Source organism: Wansuia hejianensis (assembly GCF_014337215.1).
GTDB lineage: Bacteria > Bacillota > Clostridia > Lachnospirales > Lachnospiraceae > Scatomonas > Scatomonas hejianensis.
Genome location: NZ_CP060635.1, coordinates 3,574,665 through 3,595,676, shown reverse-complemented (window position 1 = coordinate 3,595,676; position 21,012 = coordinate 3,574,665). Strand labels below are relative to the sequence as shown.

General features: G+C 49.9%; 20 protein-coding genes and 7 tRNA genes. 4 read left to right on the top strand and 23 right to left on the bottom strand.

What is annotated here, in order from left to right; translation table 11 throughout:
• The 22 genes from glmM to H9Q79_RS16370 form a co-directional block, all read right to left on the bottom strand.
• Nucleotides 1–1,347 (bottom strand): phosphoglucosamine mutase, encoded by a 1,347-nt coding sequence (gene glmM, locus H9Q79_RS16475; protein WP_249328752.1) that lies wholly within the window; start codon nt 1,345–1,347, stop codon nt 1–3.
• Between the two features lie 18 nt (nt 1,348–1,365).
• Nucleotides 1,366–2,286, bottom strand: coding sequence for a nucleotidyltransferase family protein (locus tag H9Q79_RS16470; protein WP_118644813.1), 921 nt, complete (start codon nt 2,284–2,286; stop codon nt 1,366–1,368).
• Between the two features lie 7 nt (nt 2,287–2,293).
• A complete protein-coding gene (gene prfA, locus H9Q79_RS16465) occupies nt 2,294–3,379 on the bottom strand; it encodes a peptide chain release factor 1 (RefSeq protein ID WP_118644815.1) in 1,086 nt (361 codons plus the stop codon).
• 12 nt (nt 3,380–3,391) lie between these two features.
• Nucleotides 3,392–4,255: a peptide chain release factor N(5)-glutamine methyltransferase gene (prmC, locus tag H9Q79_RS16460; protein WP_118644817.1), complete on the bottom strand. Its 864-nt coding sequence runs from the start codon at nt 4,253–4,255 to the stop codon at nt 3,392–3,394.
• On the bottom strand, nt 4,248–5,246 hold the full coding sequence (locus H9Q79_RS16455; protein ID WP_118644992.1) for a DUF1385 domain-containing protein: 999 nt from the start codon (nt 5,244–5,246) through the stop codon (nt 4,248–4,250). Before H9Q79_RS16455 ends, prmC begins: the two co-directional genes overlap by 8 nt.
• A gap of 148 nt (nt 5,247–5,394) precedes the next feature.
• Nucleotides 5,395–5,592, bottom strand: coding sequence for a 50S ribosomal protein L31 (gene rpmE, locus H9Q79_RS16450; protein ID WP_118644995.1), 198 nt, complete (start codon nt 5,590–5,592; stop codon nt 5,395–5,397).
• A 133-nt stretch (nt 5,593–5,725) separates the two neighbouring features.
• Complete coding sequence (gene rho, locus H9Q79_RS16445) at nt 5,726–7,117, bottom strand: transcription termination factor Rho (protein WP_118644998.1); 1,392 nt, start codon at nt 7,115–7,117, stop codon at nt 5,726–5,728.
• A gap of 395 nt (nt 7,118–7,512) precedes the next feature.
• Nucleotides 7,513–7,592: transfer RNA gene (locus H9Q79_RS16440), tRNA-Leu, on the bottom strand.
• A gap of 74 nt (nt 7,593–7,666) precedes the next feature.
• Nucleotides 7,667–7,739 (bottom strand) — tRNA-Lys (locus H9Q79_RS16435).
• 8 nt (nt 7,740–7,747) lie between these two features.
• Nucleotides 7,748–7,819: transfer RNA gene (locus H9Q79_RS16430), tRNA-Gln, on the bottom strand.
• Nucleotides 7,820–7,839: 20 nt separating this feature from the next.
• A tRNA-His gene (locus H9Q79_RS16425) sits at nt 7,840–7,913 on the bottom strand.
• A 93-nt stretch (nt 7,914–8,006) separates the two neighbouring features.
• A tRNA-Arg gene (locus H9Q79_RS16420) sits at nt 8,007–8,080 on the bottom strand.
• Between the two features lie 19 nt (nt 8,081–8,099).
• Nucleotides 8,100–8,170 (bottom strand) — tRNA-Gly (locus H9Q79_RS16415).
• A gap of 25 nt (nt 8,171–8,195) precedes the next feature.
• Nucleotides 8,196–8,270: transfer RNA gene (locus H9Q79_RS16410), tRNA-Pro, on the bottom strand.
• 130 nt (nt 8,271–8,400) lie between these two features.
• Nucleotides 8,401–8,883, bottom strand: a complete 483-nt coding sequence (locus H9Q79_RS16405; RefSeq protein ID WP_118644819.1) for a metallophosphoesterase family protein — start codon at nt 8,881–8,883, stop codon at nt 8,401–8,403.
• Complete coding sequence (locus H9Q79_RS16400; RefSeq protein ID WP_118644821.1) at nt 8,880–9,491, bottom strand: XTP/dITP diphosphatase; 612 nt, start codon at nt 9,489–9,491, stop codon at nt 8,880–8,882. The genes H9Q79_RS16405 and H9Q79_RS16400 overlap by 4 nt, the downstream gene beginning before the upstream one ends.
• 51 nt (nt 9,492–9,542) lie before the next feature.
• Entirely contained in the window at nt 9,543–10,700 is a 1,158-nt protein-coding gene (locus H9Q79_RS16395) for a THUMP domain-containing class I SAM-dependent RNA methyltransferase (protein ID WP_118644823.1), read from the bottom strand.
• An 8-nt stretch (nt 10,701–10,708) separates the two neighbouring features.
• On the bottom strand, nt 10,709–11,251 hold the full coding sequence (gene yfcE / locus H9Q79_RS16390) for a phosphodiesterase (protein WP_118644825.1): 543 nt from the start codon (nt 11,249–11,251) through the stop codon (nt 10,709–10,711).
• A 130-nt stretch (nt 11,252–11,381) separates the two neighbouring features.
• Nucleotides 11,382–11,690, bottom strand: coding sequence for a rhodanese-like domain-containing protein (locus H9Q79_RS16385; RefSeq protein WP_118644827.1), 309 nt, complete (start codon nt 11,688–11,690; stop codon nt 11,382–11,384).
• Nucleotides 11,691–11,803: 113 nt separating this feature from the next.
• Nucleotides 11,804–11,998 carry a hypothetical protein gene (locus H9Q79_RS16380; protein ID WP_249328750.1) on the bottom strand — a complete coding sequence of 65 codons (195 nt, stop codon included), beginning with the start codon at nt 11,996–11,998 and terminating at the stop codon, nt 11,804–11,806.
• A gap of 108 nt (nt 11,999–12,106) precedes the next feature.
• Nucleotides 12,107–13,042, bottom strand: coding sequence for a cysteine synthase A (cysK, locus tag H9Q79_RS16375; RefSeq protein ID WP_330596844.1), 936 nt, complete (start codon nt 13,040–13,042; stop codon nt 12,107–12,109).
• A gap of 109 nt (nt 13,043–13,151) precedes the next feature.
• Nucleotides 13,152–15,734 carry an FAD-dependent oxidoreductase gene (locus tag H9Q79_RS16370; RefSeq protein WP_249328749.1) on the bottom strand — a complete coding sequence of 861 codons (2,583 nt, stop codon included), beginning with the start codon at nt 15,732–15,734 and terminating at the stop codon, nt 13,152–13,154.
• A gap of 240 nt (nt 15,735–15,974) precedes the next feature.
• On the opposite strand from H9Q79_RS16370, the gene H9Q79_RS16365 reads away from it, so the two are divergent.
• Nucleotides 15,975–16,850 (top strand): LysR family transcriptional regulator, encoded by an 876-nt coding sequence (locus H9Q79_RS16365; protein WP_249328748.1) that lies wholly within the window; start codon nt 15,975–15,977, stop codon nt 16,848–16,850.
• Here H9Q79_RS16365 and H9Q79_RS16360 read toward each other — a convergent pair.
• Nucleotides 16,847–17,650, bottom strand: a complete 804-nt coding sequence (locus H9Q79_RS16360; RefSeq protein WP_118644831.1) for a NifB/NifX family molybdenum-iron cluster-binding protein — start codon at nt 17,648–17,650, stop codon at nt 16,847–16,849. The genes H9Q79_RS16365 and H9Q79_RS16360 overlap by 4 nt on opposite strands.
• 685 nt (nt 17,651–18,335) lie before the next feature.
• Between H9Q79_RS16360 and H9Q79_RS16355 the strand changes: the two genes are divergently transcribed.
• The 3 genes from H9Q79_RS16355 to H9Q79_RS16345 all read left to right on the top strand — a co-directional run bounded on the left by H9Q79_RS16355 (nt 18,336) and on the right by H9Q79_RS16345 (nt 20,998).
• Nucleotides 18,336–18,710: a metal-dependent transcriptional regulator gene (locus tag H9Q79_RS16355; RefSeq protein WP_118644833.1), complete on the top strand. Its 375-nt coding sequence runs from the start codon at nt 18,336–18,338 to the stop codon at nt 18,708–18,710.
• 135 nt (nt 18,711–18,845) lie between these two features.
• A complete protein-coding gene (locus tag H9Q79_RS16350) occupies nt 18,846–20,318 on the top strand; it encodes a DUF1538 domain-containing protein (protein ID WP_408646482.1) in 1,473 nt (490 codons plus the stop codon).
• On the top strand, nt 20,315–20,998 hold the full coding sequence (locus H9Q79_RS16345) for a P-II family nitrogen regulator (protein WP_118644835.1): 684 nt from the start codon (nt 20,315–20,317) through the stop codon (nt 20,996–20,998). Before H9Q79_RS16350 ends, H9Q79_RS16345 begins: the two co-directional genes overlap by 4 nt.
• Nucleotides 20,999–21,012 lie beyond the last annotated feature (14 nt).

Genomic DNA, 21,012 nt, shown 5'->3' with positions numbered 1-21,012 from the left:
TCAATCCAGCACCAGGCCTTCCGCCTTCATCACATCAATTACTTGATCCACATATTTTGCACAGAGCACGTCATTCTCAGCCTCTACCATCACACGGATTACCGGTTCCGTACCGCTCTCACGGACGAGGATTCTTCCGTCGTCCCCCAGAGCTTCCCCTGCGGCCGCTACTGCTGCAATCACTTTCGGATTCTCCCTGGCCGTTTTCTTGTCAGCCACCCGGACATTTTTCAGCAACTGAGGATAAATAGTCACTTCATCAGCCAGCACACTCAGAGGCTGCTTTTTCTCCAGCATGACTTCCATGACCATCAGAGAAGTCAGAATGCCGTCGCCTGTTGTCGCGTGCTTGCTGAAGATAATGTGTCCGGACTGCTCACCGCCCAGGTTATAGCCGTTTGCCATCATATTCTCACAGACGTATTTATCGCCCACGGCCGTCTGCTCATACCGGAGCCCTTCCCGTTCACAGGCCTTATAAAGACCCATGTTCGACATAATGGTGGTGACGATCGTGTTATCTTTGAGCCGCCCCTGCTCCTTCATATACTTTCCGCAGAGAAACATGATTCTGTCGCCGTCTACCACATGGCCCTTTTCATCCACGGCAAGACATCTGTCGGCATCCCCGTCGTAAGCAAAGCCCACATCCAATCCGTTTTCTATTACATATTTCTGAAGCGATTCAATATGGGTGGAGCCGCAGCTATCGTTGATGTTGGTACCATCCGGCTCACTGTGAATCACATAGGTTCTGGCCCCCACCGCGTCAAATACGCTCTTTGCAACAGAAGAAGCGCTTCCATTGGCACAGTCCAGACCAACCTTGACATTTTTAAAGGAACGTATGGGAATCGAAATCAGATGGCCGATATAACGGTTCCTGCCCGCAGCAAAATCCACGGTACGGCCGATATACTCTCTCTGCGCCAGCGGTATCTCCGGCTGTTCCCCGTCTATATAGGACTCTATCTTCGCCTCAACCTCTGCGTCCATCTTCTGGCCCAGGCCGTTGATGATCTTGATTCCATTGTCATAAAAAGGATTATGGCTCGCAGAGATCATAATTCCACAGTCAAACCCCTCGGTGCGTACCACATAGGATACGCTGGGTGTGGTTGTCACATGCAGCAGATATGCGTCGGCTCCTGAGGCCGTAAGTCCCGCCACCAGCGAATATTCAAACATATAGCTGGAACGCCTGGTATCCTTGCCGATCACGATCTTCGCTTTGTGGTCTCTTCCAAAATACCAGCCCAGATATCTGCCCACCTGATAAGCGTGTTCCACTGTCAAATTTACGTTGGCTTCCCCCCGGAAACCGTCTGTGCCAAAATACTTTCCCATTTGCTGCCTCCTTTTTTGTCATTCATAGAGATTCCGGCTGTATACCCCTTCGGCAATCAGTCTCTGAAAAGCCCGTACCACAGCCTCTTTATCTTCCTGATAGGTGACTCCGAACCAGTTCTCCTGAGTTTCCAGCACCTTTACCTGAGCGCGGCCGCTCTGCAGAAGCCCGTCGATAAAAATGGGAAGCAGATATTCTTTTTTCAGATCTCCCGATTCCATCTCCGACAGAAAGCTTACAAAACCTTTTTCCAGTAAATCTATAAATTCCGGCTGAAGCCCCCACATGTTCATGGACACTCTGGAATCGGCGTCCAGCGGAGTCAGTCCCTGCTCGCCTTCCACAGCCGCTCCCTCCGCAGTCTTTACTATATTAGAGGTTTCATGTATCCCAATCAGACGGTTCTGGCCGTCCATCACACAGACTCCGCGGGTAACGCCTCCATTGTCGCTCAGCGTGTTGCCCAAACGGAAACCAGCCATGCAGACCGGCTGCACTCCGTCTCTGACCGGATGATCCTGGATCAGGTAGTCATGCAGCTTGACAAAAGGTTCTTTACCATAATAATCATCTGCATTAATAACCGCAAAAGGTTCATGAACCAGGCCTTTGCAGCAAAGGATCGCCTGCCCTGTGCCCCAGGGCTTCGTCCGTCCCTCTGGCTTCGTGAAGCCGTCCGGCAGATCATCCAGCTCCTGGAACGCATAGACTACCTCTGTTCTCTGCTCCATCCGCTGCCCGATAATTTCCTTAAAATCCTTCTCAAGATCCTTGCGGATAATAAATACCACCTTATTAAAGCCAGCTTCCAGTGCATCATGAACCGAGTAATCCATGATGATCTCTCCCCCCGGCCCCACTGGCTCCAGCTGTTTGATCCCCTTGCCAAAGCGGCTCCCAATCCCGGCAGCCATAATCACCAGCGCTGTTTTTTTCATACCGTATTCAACCCTCCTGTTCCTCTCCCTGCAGGTTCGCCAATTTGGCCGCCTGGTCTGCTGCCGTCAGGCTGTCGATCAGCTCATCCATCTCTCCGTTCAAAATGCTGTCTATCTTGTGCAGTGTCAGCTTGATCCTGTGATCTGTCACCCGCCCCTGGGGGAAATTGTAGGTACGGATCTTCTCTGAACGGTCCCCGGTGCCCACCTGGCTTCTCCGTTCCTTAGCCTCCGCATCATGCTGCTTCTCAAGCTCCATCTCATAGAGGCGCGAACGCAGAACCTTCAGGGCTTTCTCTTTATTCTTCAGCTGCGATTTCTCATCCTGGCAGGAAATGACGATTCCCGAAGGGATGTGGGTCAGGCGCACTGCGGAATCCGTTGTATTAACACACTGTCCCCCGTTTCCGGACGCCCGGAATACATCAAACTTACAGTCATTCATATCCAGATGGAAATCAATTTCCTCTGCCTCCGGCATGATAGCAACGGTGATCGTGGAAGTATGGATACGTCCTCCGCTCTCCGTCTCCGGCACCCGCTGCACCCGGTGTACGCCGCTCTCATATTTCAGCCTTGAATAGGCACCGGCACCGTTCAGCAGGAAGGTAACTTCCTTAAAACCGCCGATTCCATTCTCGTTCAGGCTCATCATCTCCGTCTTCCAGTTCCGGGATTCCGCGTATTTATTATACATCCGGTAGATTTCCGCTGCAAAGAGAGCGGCCTCATCCCCTCCGGCTCCCGCCCGGATCTCTACGATTACATTTTTGCTGTCGTTGGGGTCTCTGGGCAGCAGCAAAATCTTCAGCTCATGCTCCAGCTCTTCCTGCTGTTTTTTCGCCTCTGCCAGCTCTTCCTTCAGCATTTCCCGCATCTCTTCGTCATTCTCAGTGTCCAGAAGCTCCAGGCTGTCTTCAATGGTCTGCCGGCTCTTCTTATAGGCCAGATAGGTGTCCGCAATGGGCTGCAGCTCTGCCTGCTCCTTCATCAGCCTCTGGAATCCCGACGGGTCATCCGCCACACCCGGCTCATTGAGCTGACGCAGTATCTCCTCCAGCCGGATCAGTATATCCTCCAGCTTATCAAACATAATAGCTTCCTCCTACAGCTCCCGGCCGCTCAGCGCGCCAACCGCAACACGGTCGTTCCCGGCCAGGTCCTTGATGATTTTCACTTCCGTATAACCATGGCTCTTCAGCATGTTCTCCAGGGCTTCTCCCTGGTCATATCCTATCTCCAGGCAGAGCCAGCCGCCAGGGCAGAGATAGCTTCGGGCCTCATCCACGATCCTCCTGTAGAAATACAGGCCGTCTTCCCTGCCGTCCAGCGCCAGCACCGGCTCATGCTCCCGCACCTCCGGATCCAGTTCCGGTATTACATCAGAAGGGATGTAGGGCGGATTGGACAAGATCATCTGGAACGTACCTCCCACATTTTCAAACAGATCGCTTTCAATCCAGCCCGCATGAACACCCAGACGCTTCCTGTTCAGCTCTGCCACTAACAAAGCTTCCTGCGAGATATCTGTTCCCACCCCTGACACAGAAGCCTCTTTCAGAACCGACAGCAGAACACAGCCGCTTCCCGTACAGAGATCCAGTACCCTCATACCCGGCTCTATACGCTTCAGAGCCTCTTCCACCAGGATCTCCGTATCCTGTCTGGGGATCAGCACATGCTGGTTCACCCTGAAGGAATAGCCATAGAACCAGGCTTCTCCCGTCAGATACTGGACAGGAACGTGTTCCCCTCTCCGCTTCAGCAGACCCAGATAGTCCTCCGTGTCGTTCTCATCCATGGGCTCATGCATGTGCATATAATAAAAACTACGAGTGATATTCGCCACATATTCCATCAACAGCCAGGCATCAGTCTTCGCATCTGCAATCTGCCTGGCCTGCAGGTATTCGGTTCCGTAATCCAGCCAGGCTTTTAAAGACCGATCTGCGCCGCCGGCGCTACGCATCCATTCCGGGAACCGCTGCTCCCTCACCTGTACCAGCCGCATCCACGGCCTGGTATCCAAAATTTTCTTTTAAAAACGCTCTCCAGTCGAATACAGCTTCCACTGCCGCTATGGCAACCTCCGCCTGAGATTCATCCGGCTCTCTGGTTGTCAGCTTCTGCAGCGCCATGCCTGGCTTACTCAGCAGATTCACCACAGGATTCTCAGATCTTCCGGCCAGGCGGATGATCTCATAGGAAACTCCCGCTATCACCGGCACCAGCAAAAGCCGGATCACAATCCTCCAGACATGAGATTCGACTTGTATGAACATCAGGAACACCGCGCTCACAATGATTACAAAAAACAGAAAGCTGGTTCCGCAGCGCTTATGCAGGCGGGAACTTTTCATCACATTCTCCACGTTCAGTTCCAGTCCGTGCTCAATGCAGTTGATACATTTATGCTCAGCCCCATGGTACATGAATGTCCTCTGGATATCCTTCATCCGTGAAACCAACAACAGGTAGCCCAGGAAGATCGCCACCCGTACAAGGGATTCCAGAAGGGAGATCGCCCATTTAGAGGTAATTACCTGACGGAACAGGTTCGTCAGAAAATATGGAAGCATCATAAATACGGCCACGGCGATCACAATCGAAAAAATCAGAGTGCCTGTCATCATCGCCTTCTCCTCTTTTTTCTCTTTCTCTTCCCTGGCTTTTTTCTCTTCTTCTGCCATTTCCTGTTTTGCTGCGTCCTCTTCCTCCTCGTAGAATGTGGCGGAATACATCAGACATTTGATTCCCACAACCAGTGAATCAATGAAGTTGAACACACCGCGTATGACTGGTATTTTCAAAAGTGGTTTGCAGTTGATCACGCTTTTGTAAGGCTCCACTTTAACTTCTATTTCCTGGTCAGGCTTTCTTACCGCGATTGAATACTGATCCTGATTCCGCATCATGATCCCTTCCATCACAGCCTGGCCGCCGATGTTCGATGATTTCATGCATATTACCTCTCTGTCGGACCGCCCGCCGGTATCCGTGCTTCGCTGCATGCTGACATGTGCTCCGTACCTTCGGGGCTTTCATAGTAAAATGGGTTGAGATTTTGCAACCTCAACCCTTTGTTTACGCTTACAAGCTTCAATTAAATTACATGCCGTATTTCTTATTGAATTTCTCAATACGTCCACGGGCTGCAGCAGCTTTCTGCTGTCCGGTATAGAACGGATGGCATTTGGAACAAATTTCCACATGAATATCCTGCTTTGTTGAACCGGTCTTAAATGTGTTACCGCAGTTGCATGTAACTGTTGCTTCATAATACTCCGGATGGATTCCCTCTTTCATTGCTTTCACCTCTTCCATATCATTTATCTCTTGCTATATCATCTATAGTTTGCCTGATTCGTTGGCTGTGCGTTCTTTCAAACAATCCAACAGCTTAGCAATTATATCATATCCCCCTGATAATTGCAAGTAATTAAATGATTTTTTGTTTTCTCAGTACCTGAACCAGTTCAGCGTTATTGCGGCTGCGCGCAAACATGTTCAGGATATTTTCTGCCGCCTCGTCGGACTTCATACCGTTCAGTGCTCGCCGCATGCTGCTGACGGCTTCCTGCTCCTCTGTTGTCAGCAGCAGGTCTTCTCGCCTGGTCCCGGACTTCACAATGTCAATAGCGGGGAAGACCCGTTTTTCCTGAAGCTTACGATCCAGGACCAGTTCCATATTGCCGGTTCCCTTGAATTCTTCATAGACCACATCGTCCATCTTGCTTCCCGTATCCACAAGCGCCGTTGCCAGAATCGTCAGGCTTCCGCCTTCACGCATATTCCGGGCCGCGCCGAAGAAACGCTTCGGCATATGGAGGGCCGCCGGGTCCAGACCACCGGAGAGTGTTCTTCCGCTGGGCGGCACCACCTGGTTATAGGCTCGCGCCAGACGGGTAATGCTGTCAATAAAAATCACTACGTCCCTTTTGTTCTCTACCAGGCGCTTTGCACGTTCAATAACCATCTCAGACACCCTCTTGTGGTGCTCCGGCAGTTCATCAAAGGTAGAGTAGATCACTTCCACATTTGGCCCCTGCACCGTCTCCTTTATATCGGTCACTTCCTCCGGCCGCTCGTCAATCAGCAGGATCATAAGATGCATCTCCGGATTGTTGCGCAGGATTGATTTGGCTGCGTCCTTCAGAAGTGTGGTTTTTCCAGCTTTCGGAGGCGATACGATCATCCCCCTCTGCCCCTTACCGATGGGGCTGACCAGATCTACGATCCTCATGGCCAGACTTCCGCCGGGCCTCTCCAGATGAATTCTGTGATCCGGAAAGATCGGCGTCATATCTTCAAAATTAAAACGTTTTGAGCTCTCATGAGGGCTCATCCCATTGATATTCTTAACATATAATAAGGCTGAAAACTTCTCATTCTGTGATTTAACCCTGGTATTTCCCTTCAGCACGTCACCGGTCTTCAGTCCAAACCTGCGGATCTGGGAAGGGGATACATATACATCATTGTCACCGGGCAGGAAATTGTCTGAACGGATAAACCCATATCCGTCCGCCAGCACTTCCAGGATCCCGCAGACCTCCTGGCCGCTGTCCAATGCCTGGAAATCTGATTTCGGATGCTCTTCACCGTCATTTACCGGACGGCCTTTCCCTCCGTCTGCCCGTTCAGATCTGTCTGGCTTTTCCTCTGTTTCCGGGTCTGGTCTCTCTGGCTTTTCCGTCTTCTCCTTTTCATCTTCCTGCAGCATCCGCTCTACCAGCTGTTCCTTGCGCAGGGTTGAAATCCCCTTCAGACCTCTGGCCTTAGCGACCTGCCTCAGTTCACTTAATGGCAAAGACTCATATTTTTCTTTCATCATGGTTCTATTCCTCACATCTTTCTATTGTTCACAACGGGGATTTTTGAGATTGACTGACAAGTGTCAATAGACGGGATAATACGTCTGTGTATAGATGGCAAAATCCACAATATGCCAAAACACTATATATAGTATAGCAAAAGGGGGTATAAAACTCAACTATTTTTTTTCGACAGAATTTATCCATCTTCGTGCCCCTGCAGCCTCTTTTTCTTCATTATAAATACAACTGATAACGGACAGGGACTGATTTAGCACTTCTCATGCTGTGCCGGCTGAGTATTAAAACAGGGCCGCTGCAAAACAGAAACCACCGGCAGGCAAATAATTCCGCATTCCGTCCGGAAAAACTAGCCCTCGTGGAACAATCATTTTGCAGTGGCCCATTCCTCTGCGGCTAACAGGACTTGAACCTGCATGGTTTCCCAACGGGACCTAAACCCGCCGCGTCTGCCAATTCCGCCATAGCCGCGTATATAAAACAGATGATGACTTCTGCCCTCACGAATCCCATTCCTAAGAGTAAAAGTCATCATCCATTCTTCGTGAAGCATCGGGGATTCGAACCCCGGACAACTTGATTAAAAGTCAAGTGCTCTACCACCTGAGCTAATGCTCCGTAAGTGACTGGGCTAGCTGGATTCGAACCAGCGTATGCAGCAGTCAAAGTGCTGTGCCTTACCGCTTGGCGATAGCCCAATGTTTCGCCATCACGGCAGGGTGGATAAAGGGATTCGAACCCTTGGCCTCCAGAGCCACAATCTGGCGCGCTAACCAACTGCGCTATACCCACCATATTCATGTGCCGAGTTCTTCCGGCGGAAGAAATACATCTGCACTGAGAGTGAATGGATTACCTTTCACCCTATCCGCTTATAAGCGAAAACGTGCTTGAAGGGATTCGAACCCCCGACCCACGGCTTAGAAGGCCGTTGCTCTATCCAACTGAGCTACAAACACGTAGTACCTTACGGTACAAAGCAGGTGATGGGAATCGAACCCACGTATCCAGCTTGGAAGGCTGGTGTTCTACCATTGAACTACACCTGCACGCATGCCCAATACGGGCTGTCAGTCGGGGTGACAGGATTCGAACCTGCGACCTCCTGGTCCCAAACCAGGCGCTCTAGCCAAGCTGAGCCACACCCCGAAAGGTCACAGAATCCGCTATCTGCACTGGTTTTGGGCAAACCAGCGCTTAACGCAAGTTATAGTATATTATATAAACCACAACTTGTCAATACTTTTTTTCTGTAAACTGCGCGCCGCAAATCAGGTCCCTAATCCAGCTGTCCGATGGCATAATGAGCCTCATGATCCCTGTCTATATTGATGACCAGATATGTAGGTTTCCTGCCGATCTGGCGCGGATAACAGAGGGAACCGGGATTGAGCAATGTCAGGTTATCCTCGGTATCGATCAGAGGCCTGTGCGTGTGGCCGAAAATTGCGATCTGCACATTCCGGCTGGCCGCTTCATCCCGAATCCGCTCCGTTCCCAGAGACACTCCATAAGAATGCCCATGAGTGATAAATACCCGGTAATCATCCAGTGTCAGCAAAATCTCTCTGTTCAGGTCAGTTCCCCAGTCATTATTCCCCGCAACCATATAGCAGGGACAATCCGCCAGCCTGCGGATATATTCCTCCTGCCCCTCAATATCCCCACAGTGTACAAGAGCATCAACAGCCCCGGTCTTATCCAGAACCCTCTTAATCTGTTCCGCATGTCCATGAGTATCGCTTACAACCAAAACTTTCATCCCTGCATCCTCTCCGACAATTCCTTTTTCATCGCCATTAAGGCATTTCCCCGATGGCTGACTGCGTTTTTCTCCGCAGGAGTCAGCTCTGCCGTCGTTCTGCTCATATCCGGCAGATAGAAAATAGGATCGTATCCGAATCCGTTGGCCCCCCGTTCCTCATAGCCGATCTTCCCCTCTATAACTCCACGGGTCGTAAGTACCTCCCCGTCCGGAAGCACTGCTGCGATGGCACAGACAAAACGGGCCGTCCTTTTTTCGGGAGGGACACCGTCCAGGCGGGCAATCAGATTGGCGTTTTTAATCCTGTAGGAAGTATCCTCGCCCATGTAGCGCGCTGAATATATGCCCGGTTCTCCATTCAGCCAGTCTATCTCCAGACCTGAATCATCCGCCAGCACTACCGCCTTTTCCCTTTCGCCCAGGGCGCCGGCAACCGCTCTCGCTTTTATGACCGCATTCTCCTCAAATGAGGTGCCGTCCTCCACAATGTCTGTGTCTATTCCTGCCTCTTTCATTGACAGGACCTGCGCGGGAAGGTCTGCGAGGATCTCCCGGACTTCTTTCATCTTTCCGGCATTTCCGGTAGCAAAAATTATCTGGTACATATTACTCTTTATCCTCCGTATTATACACGATTTGGGGTAGGTTGACAATTTCTACTGGATTTTTTCTGTTCTTTTTGGCGGCTTTGGTCCCGGATACTGGTAAAAATAAGTTTTCAGCATTCCGTTGTAGATTTTTCTGTTCTTGGCCGCCTGCCTGCCTATACAGCGCTGGGCATCCTCAAAATTGGTGATGAGATACAGCGACCAGGTATCTAACTGCGAAAAACGTTCTCCCAGGGTACGGTATATTTCGGGGAGCGCCGATTTTTCCTCCAGCCGTTCTCCATAAGGGGGATTTGTCACTATAAATCCATATTTTCCGGAATGCGACAATTCTGATACTGCCCTCTGCTGAAAATGTATCATTTGCTCCACGCCGGCCAGCCTGGCATTTTCTCTGGCTGCTTTGATGATCTCACCGTCGATATCATACCCCTGAATATCAGTTGCCACCGAAAGATCCACCTGTTCCCTTGCCTCTTCCAGGGCATCACGCCAGCACTTCTCTGGAACCAGTTCTCTCCACTGCTGTGCCAGAAATGTCCGGTTCATGCCGGGGGCTATGACTGCTGCCATCATCGCTGCTTCTATAACGAAGGTCCCGCTGCCGCAAAAAGGGTCCACCAGAATACGTTCCCTCTTCCAGGGCGTTAGCATCAGAAGAGCAGCCGCCAGCGTCTCTGTGATCGGTGCCTTGGCCGTCAGCTGTCGGTATCCTCTCTTATGCAGAGAAACCCCCGTCGTGTCCAGGCCAATTACCGCCTGATCTTTCAAAAAAGATACCCGGATCGGATAGCTGGCCCCGTCCTCCGGAAACCATTCCACACGATAGTGTTCCTTTAGCCGCTCCACAATGGCCTTTTTCATGACAGACTGAATATCTGAAGGGCTGAACAGCTTGCTTTTAATAGAATTAGCCTTCGCAACCCAAAATTTCCCGTCTTTGGGGATATAATTCTCCCAGGGCAGGGCGCGCGTTTGCTCAAACAGCTCTTCAAAGCTCTCCGCCTGAAACTGTCCCACCTTCAGAAGCACCCTCTCCGTAGTCCTCAGGAAGATGTTGGCATAGGCAATTGCCTCCGCGTCTCCCAGGAATGTTACCTTTCCGTCCTCCACCGAACTTATCTCATAACCCAGATCCAGAATCTCCCGTTTCATCACCGACTCCAGGCCAAAGTGGCAGGGAGCGATCAACTCATATATGTCCATATTGCTCCTTATGGCCGCAGTTCCCTAAGCACTGTGCCTTCAAATGTTTTGACAAGAAACTTCCCATCCTCCAGAATCCCATAGCTGGGAGGATTCCCCTCCTTGGGCAGCGACACTGAGCCAGGATTGAAGAATACTCTCTTCCCCTGCCTGTCCGCCCGCGGCACATGGGTGTGGCCGTAAATAAAAACGTCTGATTCCATCAGCGGAGGAAGATTCTTTTCATTGTAAATATGCCCATGGCTCAGATAGTAAGTCCGGCCGCACTCAGAAATCAAGGCATAATCTGCCAGTATCGGAAATTGAAGAACCATCTGATCTACCTCTGCATCGCAATTACCCCGGATACAGAGCAGCTTTTCTCTGCTGCCATTCAGCATTGCCGCAACCTCTTTAGGACTGTATTCTTCCGGAAGATCGTTGCGGGGTCCATGATAAAGAATATCTCCCAGCAGCAATAGCCGGTCAGCCTGTTCCCTTTCATATGCTCTCAGCATCTTGCCGCAGTATAAAGCAGAGCCGTGAATATCGGAAGCTATCATATACTTCATGAATCTATCCTCCCTGCTAAAATATCTTTTGTTTTTCGATTTTTTTATCATAACATACCTTACAGAACAGCGCAAGCTGTTCCCCGCCCCGGCAGAGACATGACGTCACAGCCTGGTTGCTGTTCACTTGTCAGGCGATCACAAAATTACGCCCTCTGTAGGCCCGGATCCCTCCGATTACACTTTTCACCTGATAACCTCTCTCAGCAAGCTGTTTCCCCATTGCCAGGCTTGACGCTCCGCGCTCGCAATAGAGCAGCAGTACCTTGCGCCTGGAATATTGAATTTTTTCTTCCGCATCGTCATAAGGTATATTCACCGCACCTCTGATATGTCCAGAGGTAAATTCCTCTTCGGAACGTAAATCTATTATTACTACGTCAGGCCTCCCCACGTAGAAATCAATCATATCCGCCGATATCGGCTCCAGACCTGTCACACATATCCCTTCTTCTCTTTTTTATTAATATATGCAGCCCCTCTTCGGAACGTTTTGACAGAAAAAAAGGGACGCCGCAGCGCCCCTTTTCCTACCGTACAGTATTTTACTGTTTAGTATCTTTCAGATTCATCATCCATATCATAAGCAGATTTGGATGTGGAGTTCTTGCTAGAACTGTTCTTGCTGGTGGTATTCTTGCTCCCACAGTTTTTGCTGTTCTTGCTGGTTTCGTTCGTATTGTTGTTTTCGTTTGTGCTGTTGGTCTTATTCTGGTTGGAAGCATCGCTGCTGTAATTTTTAGCCATTTGTAATTCCTCCTGACGTTTTTTGTTTTTGGTTACGATACTATTGTTCCTGGTCAGGGAGAAATTATGCACTTAAAATAATCGAAAATTTTTTTAACTATTATTGTGTTATTCGCCGCCGAAAAGAGGGGTGCTGAAATACCGTTCCGCCGTATCCGGAAGAACTGTCACCACTGTTTTTCCCTTTCCCAGCTTTTTCGCCAGCTTTACCGCAGCTGCTACGTTGGTTCCACTGGAGATTCCGCACATCAGGCCTTCTCTTCTCGCCAGGTCCTTCGCCGTCTGGATTGCCTCGTCATCTGTTATAATGCAGATATCGCTGTAAATATTCTGATTCAGGTTCTCCGGAATCAGACCGTCACCGATTCCCATTTGAAGATGGGTGCCGATATTTCCTCCGGCCAGTATCGCCGCGTTTTCCGGCTCTACCGCCCAGATCTCGATCTCCGGATTCTGTGCCTTCAGCACTTCTCCAATGCCTGAAATCGTTCCGCCGGTACCGACGCCCGAACAAAAGCCATCGATAGGCCCCTCTACCTGCTCAAGGATCTCTGCCGCCGTGTGATAGCGGTGGACCTCATTATTGGCAGGGTTTGAAAACTGCTGGGGCACATAAACCCTGGGATTCTCACTGGCCATCCGCAGCGCAGTCTGAAGGCACTCATCTATGCATGCCCCAATATCGCCTGCATCGTGAATCAGGATAACTTCCGCCCCGTAATGGCGCACCAGTTTTCTTCGTTCTTCGCTGACGGAATCAGGCATGATAATAATCGTATGATATCCGCAGACTGCTCCAATCAAAGCCAGGCCTATTCCCTGGTTCCCGCTGGTGGGCTCCACTATAATTGTATCGCTCTGAATCAATCCCTGCTTTTCTGCTTCCTGGATCATATTATAAGCCGTTCTCGTTTTAATGGAACCGCCCACATTCAGCCCTTCATATTTTACCAGGATTCTCGCGCCGTCAGGATCGCCCAGGTGGTTTAACTGAATCATCGGTGTATGCCCCATGGCATCCAACACATTTTTATGGACCATCATCTTTCCCTCTGTTTTTCATTTTTAGATGATTAAAAAGCATCTATCATCTCACTTTATGCATTATACAGAAAAATGTGATCTTTTGCAACCGTTTAACGCCTTCCGGCTATCAGCAGGTGGCTCCGCCTGTCAGATGCTTCTCAGCTTTAATGTTTTCTTCCTTTCTATTCAAAAGCTCTTCAGAAAGAAGCTGCTCCTGAACGTTCTCAAATCCCAGCCTGGCTATGGTATCAGAGAAACGTTCTCCGGTAATTCCCTGCTCTCTGAAAAGAAGGATTGCTTTTTCTATGACATCCATCATTTCTTCTTTATCTGTAAATACTTTATCCAGATAACGTCCTTTGGCAACCCATTTTCCCCAGCGTCCTCCGATATAGATCCTGTATCCGTTGGTATAGGAAGTTACTGCATGGAACGGGCATTTGCCCACACAGCGGCCGCAGTGGTTGCAGGCTTCCGGGTCGATGGAAAGCTTACCATTTTCCAGCTTCGCGATCTTAATCGGGCAGTTTTCCACTATCTGGCATTTCTTACAGCCCCGGCACTTTTCCATGTCAATCTCCGGAATTCTCTGGCCGATGACTCCCAGGTCATTCAGATCCGGTTTCACACAGTTATTGGGGCAGCCGCCAACCGCTATTTTAAACTTATGCGGCAGTTTTACATCGTGATAGCCCTTATAAAAACGCTCATGGATCTCTTCTGAGATCGCGAAGGTATCAATCAGGCCGTACTGGCAGGTAGTTCCCTTACAGGACACCACCGGACGCACCTTTGATCCGGTTCCTCCCGTCTCCAGGCCGGCATCCATCAAGAACTCCCTCAACGGTTCAATATTCTCATAAGGGACAGACTGTATCTCCATGGTCAGCCGGGAAGTCATAGTAACCTCTCCGTTCCCGAACTTCTTTGCCCCCTCCGTGATCGCCTGCATCTCGTCAGCAGTTATTTTCCCATTCCGCGTGATCACACGGGCGTTAAAACGGTCCGCCGTATTTTTATCATGCAGGAATCCCAAACCCTTCACACGGGTGATATCTTCCGGGGATACAGTAGCCTTTACACCCTTAACTTTTACATCATTAAAGAATGTGGAGCCCTCCAGAACCACAGTATTCGTGTAACCGTAATGTTTGAGCCTGTTCTGCAGGAAATATGCCCGTTTTCCTTTGGCACAGACCAGAAGCAGCTTCTCTTCCTGACCCAATCCATCTACCGGCCCGTTCACCTCTTCCAGCTTCACATATACGGCCCCGGGTATCTGAGGCGCCGTGGAAGCGTCCACCACGCGGAATTCATCAGCCGCTCCGGCCAGATACTCCGCCGGCGTCATGCTCACCATCGTTCCGTCCAGTTTGTTTTCAAGCATATAGACAGCCTGCACAAAAGGATGAATCGCTGTGGAGAACGGCGGTGCATAGCTATAGTCCATCTGGTCAAAATCTTCCAGGACCGCACCCATGGAGATTCCGGTTACAGCTATATCCACCATCTTATCAACCGTTCCCGGGCCGAACACCTGCATGCCCAGCAGCTTATGGCTCTTCCGGTCAGCAATCAGCTTCGTGACAAAATTCGCCGCTCCCGGATAGTAATGTGCTTTATCATCGGTTACCGCCAGAACGGTTTCCACGTCATAGCCCTCATCCCGGGCAGCTTTTTCCGTGAGCCCGGTGCGGCCGCAATTCAATCCCGGGAGCTTCACGACACCAGTTCCAAGGACACCCGGATAGTTCTTTTTCTCTCCTGCAAGCACCTGTGCCAGCATACGCCCTTCCAGGTTAGCGCTGGAGCCCATGGGTGACCATTGCCGTTTACCGGTAATCCTGTTGGTAACCATGGCGCAGTCCCCCGCCGCATAGACATCCGGAAGATTCGTGCGGAGTTCTCCGTCGGTAAGGATTGTACCCTTCTCCATCTCCAGTCCGCTGTCCTGCAGCCAGGCAGTATTGGGCCGGATTCCTATGGACATCACAACCAGATCGGCCGGAAACGTTCCTGCGCTGGATTTCACGGCTGTTACTCTGCTGTCTCCCAGAAGTTCTTCTACCATCACTCCTGTGAACACGCGGATACCATTCTTTTGAAGATGTCTTTTGGCGTAAACCGCCATCTCCGGATCCAGGACGCCTGGTATAATCTGCGGCGCGGCATCCAATACAGTCACCTGGAGACCCTGAGCTTTCAGATTCTCCGCCGTCTCCAGGCCTATAAAGCCGCCGCCCACTACGACCGCTTTGCCCGCTCCAGATTCCTGCAGATACCTCCGCATATCAATGGCGTCATCCGGCATACGGAGCTTGAACACTCCTTTCAATGCCGCCCCGTTCATTTTCGGAACAATTGAAGAGGCTCCTGTAGCAATCACAAGCGCATCGTATCCGTAGCTTTCACTGCTTCCGTCTTCCAGGTTTTTAACCTGCACTTTTTTGCCCTTCGCATCCAGGCTGAAAGCTTCCCGTCCTGTCAGCACTCTGACGCCTGTGAGTGCCGCGTACTTCTCTGGAGTGTTGACGATCAGCTGATCTCTTGATTCAACCTCACCGCCCACATAATAGGGCAGCGCGCAGCCCGCATAGGAAATATCCCGGTCTTTCGTTAAAATTGTAACGTCCATGTCTCTGTTCTCACGCTTCAGCTTGGCTGCTGCTTTTGTTCCGGCTGCTACGCCTCCGATTAATAATACGTTCATTTTTTTCCTCCCACACAAAATATACTTTGTGGAACAGCAAAGCTGTTCCTCCGCCCGTTAGGGCATGCATTACGGGGTGCCCTGTGGGTACACGTTCAAAATTTGCCCTTAATACTTGATTTCATTTTACGCCCAATGATTTATAATGTAAAATTATTATACTTTATATATCAATAAATATGTGTTATGATTTTAACATATTATCCCGCAACCCGGATATTTATTAGAATGGAGGCTACTATGCTGGATTTTCGTACAGAAACCTTTTTATGCGCCGCCCGCCTTCTGAATTTCACCAGAGCAGCGGCTGAACTGAATATTACGCAGCCCGCGGTCACGCAGCATATTCACTATCTGGAGGAATACTATCACACAAAATTATTTTCTCTCCGGGGCAAAAAACTGCTGCTGACAGAGCAGGGCGAACACCTGTATCAGGCACTTACGACCATCAGGAACGATGAGCTCCGGCTGCAGAATGAACTAAATACGATTGCGAAAAGAAAAAAGCCACTCTCGATGGGAGCGACTATGACTGTCGGAGAATTCATGCTCCCTGTTCCTCTGAGCCGCCTTCTCCGCAGCCATCCGGACAGGAAAATCCGCCTCTCAATTGATAATACTACTAAACTTCTGAATATGCTCAGAGAGGGAACTCTGGATGTAGCCATGATCGAGGGCCGTTTTCCAAAGGAGGAATTCGATTTCCTGATCTGGAAGCAAGTCGAATTCATACCGGTTTGTTCCTCCCGCCATCATTTTAGAGAGGAGCCGTCCATCATCAGTGACCTTTTCCCGGAAACGCTTATTCTGCGCGAATCTGGTTCCGGCACCCGCGAAATTCTGGAATTCTACCTGAAAGATCACGATTGCGATGTGGACTGTTTCTCCGGAATCCAGGAAATCACCAATATGAATGCAATACGGATCCTTACAGAGGAGGATTGCGGTATCACTTTTCTGTATGAGTCCGTAGTGCGTGACTCCATCCGGCGGGGCGCTATCCGGCAGATCCCGCTGAAGGATTTCCATATTGTTCATAATATTGTCTTTATCTGGCGCAAAAACAGCATATTTTCCGGGGAATACCAGGAAATCTTCCGTGAGCTGTCTTAATGACAGCCGTGTTCTCCGCAGCCGCCTTCACCGCAGTTGCCATGATGTTCATGTTCATGGTGGCTGCAGGTGGCTTCCGAATTAAAATTCAGATTCCCTTTCAAAAGAGCTTCCACCGCTTCGTCAGCATTCCCGCTCACACCGCCGTATAAAGTGATCCTCGCTTCCGACAGGGCATTCTGTGCTCCCATTCCGATTCCACCGCAGATCAGCGCATCCACGCTGTGATCCTTCAGAAAGCCCGCAAGTGCGCCGTGGCCGCTCCCATTCGTATCCACTACCTCTGCAGACAGAACTTTGCCGTCAGCCGTTTCATAGATCTTAAACTGCTCGCTGTGTCCGAAATGCTGAAATATCTCCCCATTCTCATAAGTTACTGCTATTCTCATCTTTTTTCCTCCTGTTTGCTGATAAATTTCTGTGTTACATTCACAGTCTGCCGTCTTCTGATGCCCCTGCCGCGGACACCGCCCACAGCCGCAGTTTCCCGCGGCTTCCTGGCAGAGAACATACTGCCCGCCCTCAATGCGCAGCTCCAGGCCTTCGGTCAGGCATTCCGCCAGCTTCCGGCGCGCGCTGTTATAGACCGCCTGTGCCGTGGTTCTGGCTATGCCCATTTGCCTGGCACAGTCTTCCTGGCTGAGATCCTCCAGATCAATCAGCCTGACCGCTTCATATTCATCCAACGACATGATGATCCTCTTCTCCGGCTTCTCATCCCTCTCTCCATTGCCCATGGGCGCAAAACTGTTGTTGCGGGGCATGGCACAGATTCTTCTTCGTTTACAGGGTCTTGGCATTCAGTTCCTCCATCATTTCTGGCATATGCCATTTATGATTTATAGTTTACACTCTTCTTTTATATCTGTCAAGCCCCGGATCACATCATCCAGCGTTGTCCGGTATCATATATTGTTAAAATATCGTTCACAGTCTTTTTAATTTGTGAACACAATTCTTTCACAGTCCTGTTGTAAGATAAAAATATAGAAAAGCCAATCAGACTTTTATTAAAATAAATCTTTTTCATACGCCGGTATTCCAGGAATACCGGCCCCTCCTTTTTATTCAGAACCTTTCAAGAGACATTTTATCAAAACCACTTCCCCATGATATCCCTTCATCTATATCCCTGGCCATAAAAGAGAAATGCTCCGGTAGGGGAGCTACCGAAGCACTTCGAGGGGAGTATAAATAATTAATAAGGGGTTATTAATTGTAAAAAAAATTTTTTGAAGGGTAAATTCTTTTTACATCATGATTATAATACAATAACTGGAAAAAAGCAACCTAAATATTCTGCAACTTCTTTTCTTCCATCAATATTTTTTTCCGCGGGCGTTTTCCCGTGAAAAATCAGGCTTTTCCGGTTGCCCATTTTTCCAGAACATGTTACAATTTATAATATTGAGGAAATAACCTTGCAGAGTATCTGATCCCGGACCAAATTGCTCTGCATTTTTCAAATTAAAAGGAAGGTGCAATATGAAAATTCAGGAATCCGCTGAAAATTATCTTGAAACCATATTAATTCTGAGCCAGAGACAGCCTTATGTCCGTTCCATAGATATCGCTGCGGAACTTGAGTTCTCAAAACCCAGCGTAAGTGTTGCCATGAAGAATCTGAGGCAGAATGACCTCATCATAATGAACGAAGACGGACACATCACTCTGACTCCGTCCGGTCTGGCAATCGCCGCGAAAATGTACGAACGTCATACACTGATCTCCAGTCTCCTGATAAAGCTGGGCGTCAACGAGAAGACCGCCGTGGAAGATGCATGCCGTATCGAACACGTAATCAGTGAAGAAAGTTTTGAAGCTATCAAACGCCACATATCTGATAAGACAGACCATTGACGATCTGCCGCGCTCTGAAGCATTTCTGTTTTTTGGCTTTCTGTCGGGCATATCCTTTACCGGAATACCATCACAGGAGGTACCTATTTGAATAAACAGTTACGACAAAAGACTCTGGAATCTCTTTCTGCCGTCATGCCGATCACCTTCATCGTGATACTCCTCTGTATCACTATTACGCCCATGCCGCTGGCCCCGCTGATGCTTTTCCTTGTAGGCGCCGTTTTGCTGATACTCGGTATGGGCTTTTTTACACTGGGTGTCGACATGGCCATGCTGCCTATTGGCGAACAGGTAGGCACACAGCTCGCCAAATCAGGCCGTCTCGTATTCATCATCCCTGCCTGCTTTCTGATCGGTGCCTTTGTGACCATGGCGGAACCGGACCTTCAGGTTCTTGCAGGTCAGACCCCCGGCGTTCCGGATATGCTTCTGATCCTGTCCGTGGCGGCGGGAGTGGGAATATTCCTGATCGTGGCATTTCTGCGCAGCCTGTTTGGCTGGAGCCTTTCCAGAATTCTCCTGATTTTTTACGCCATCGTTTTTATCTTAGCAATTTTTGTTCCAAAAGATTTTCTTTCTGTTGCGTTCGATTCCGGCGGAGTGACTACCGGTCCTATCACTGTGCCCTTTATTCTCACCCTGGGCGTTGGGCTCTCATCTATCGGCCAGAGTAAGAACAGTGAATCCGGCAGCTTCGGCATGGTTGCCCTCTGTTCGATTGGCCCCATCCTGGCCACTATGATCCTTGGCCTGGCTTTCGGTTCTTCCTCCGGTACTTACGAGCCTCTGGAAATACCCAATATACAAACTACAGCGGAGCTTTCTCAGATCTTCGGGCGGGAATTCCCCGAATATGCGAGAGAGGTGGCCTTTGCCCTCATGCCCATACTGCTTTTCTTTCTGTTTTTCCAGATTTTCTTTTTAAAACTGCGCAGAAAAAAAATAATCAAGATACTGGTGGGCATGCTCTATTCCTTCATCGGGCTGACACTCTTTCTCACAGGCGTCAACGTGGGTTTCATGCCGGCCGGAAATTATCTGGGACAGCAGCTGGCCTCTCTTCCCTGGAAGTGGATTCTGGTGCCTGTAGGCATGGTCATCGGCTATTTTATTGTCCGGGCGGAGCCCGCTGTCGCAGTGCTGAATCAGCAGGTAGAAGACGTAACCGGAGGCTCCATCTCCCGCACCACTATGATGAAGGGCTTATCCATCGGCATGGCCGTATCTGTGGGTTTGTCCATGTTCCGTTTGGTTTCGGGCCTTCCGCTTCTGCCTTTCCTTGCAGTGGGATACGCAATAGCCCTGGCACTCACCTTTGCTGTGCCCCCTATCTTTACTTCCATTGCGTTTGACTCCGGCGGAGTAGCCTCAGGGGCCATGACCGCTACCTTCCTGCTGCCGCTGGCCATGGGCGCCTGCTCAGCGGTTGGCGGGGATATTCTGTCAGACGCTTTCGGGATTGTAGCCATGGTGGCAATGACCCCGCTGGTTATTCTTCAACTGATCGGGGCTGTCTACCAGAGAAGGCTGAGACACCTGCCGGCCCGTCCGGACATCATAGAACAAGATGAAATCATTGAACTGGAGGAGGATGAATCTCAATGAAAGGTATACTTCCCGTTTATTTACTTATGATTGTTGTGGATCGTGGAAAAGCTGCCAAGGCCGCCCGGTTTCTTCAGGAATATTCTTGTCCCGTCCAGCTGATTCTGAACGGTCACGGAACGGCCAGCTCAAAGATCATGGATTACCTGGGACTGGATGAACCACAGAAAGAAATTATCATCAGCATGGCAGCCGGCGAATGCGCATCCGTCATCCTGAAGCGTCTGGAAAAAGAAATGAACTTTTCCAGGCCAGGTTTGGGTATCGCCTGCTCCCTGCCCCTGTCAGGAATCACCAAAGCCCTGTCCGTACAGCTGGAAAACACTCCAGCCACAGTCTGTCTGCCTGAGGAGGAATTAAAAATGAAAGAGACACTACACCATGAACTGATTCTGTCCATCGTTGACAATGGCATGTCCGACCTGGCGATGGAAGCGGCTAAGCAGGCCGGAAGCAAGGGCGGCACCGTATGCAAAGCCCGGAGTATCTATTCCGAAGAGGTAAAGCGGATCTTTGGCATGACGCTTCAGCAAGAAAAAGAGATACTGATGATCCTTGTTCCTGCGGAGAAAAAGCTGCCCGTCATGGAAGCAATCAACAGCACATTGTCTTCTAAGACAGGAGAACGCGGCATTGTATTCTCTCTTCCCGTCCATGAAGTGTTCGGCCTAAAGCAATAAGATCTCCCCCCTTG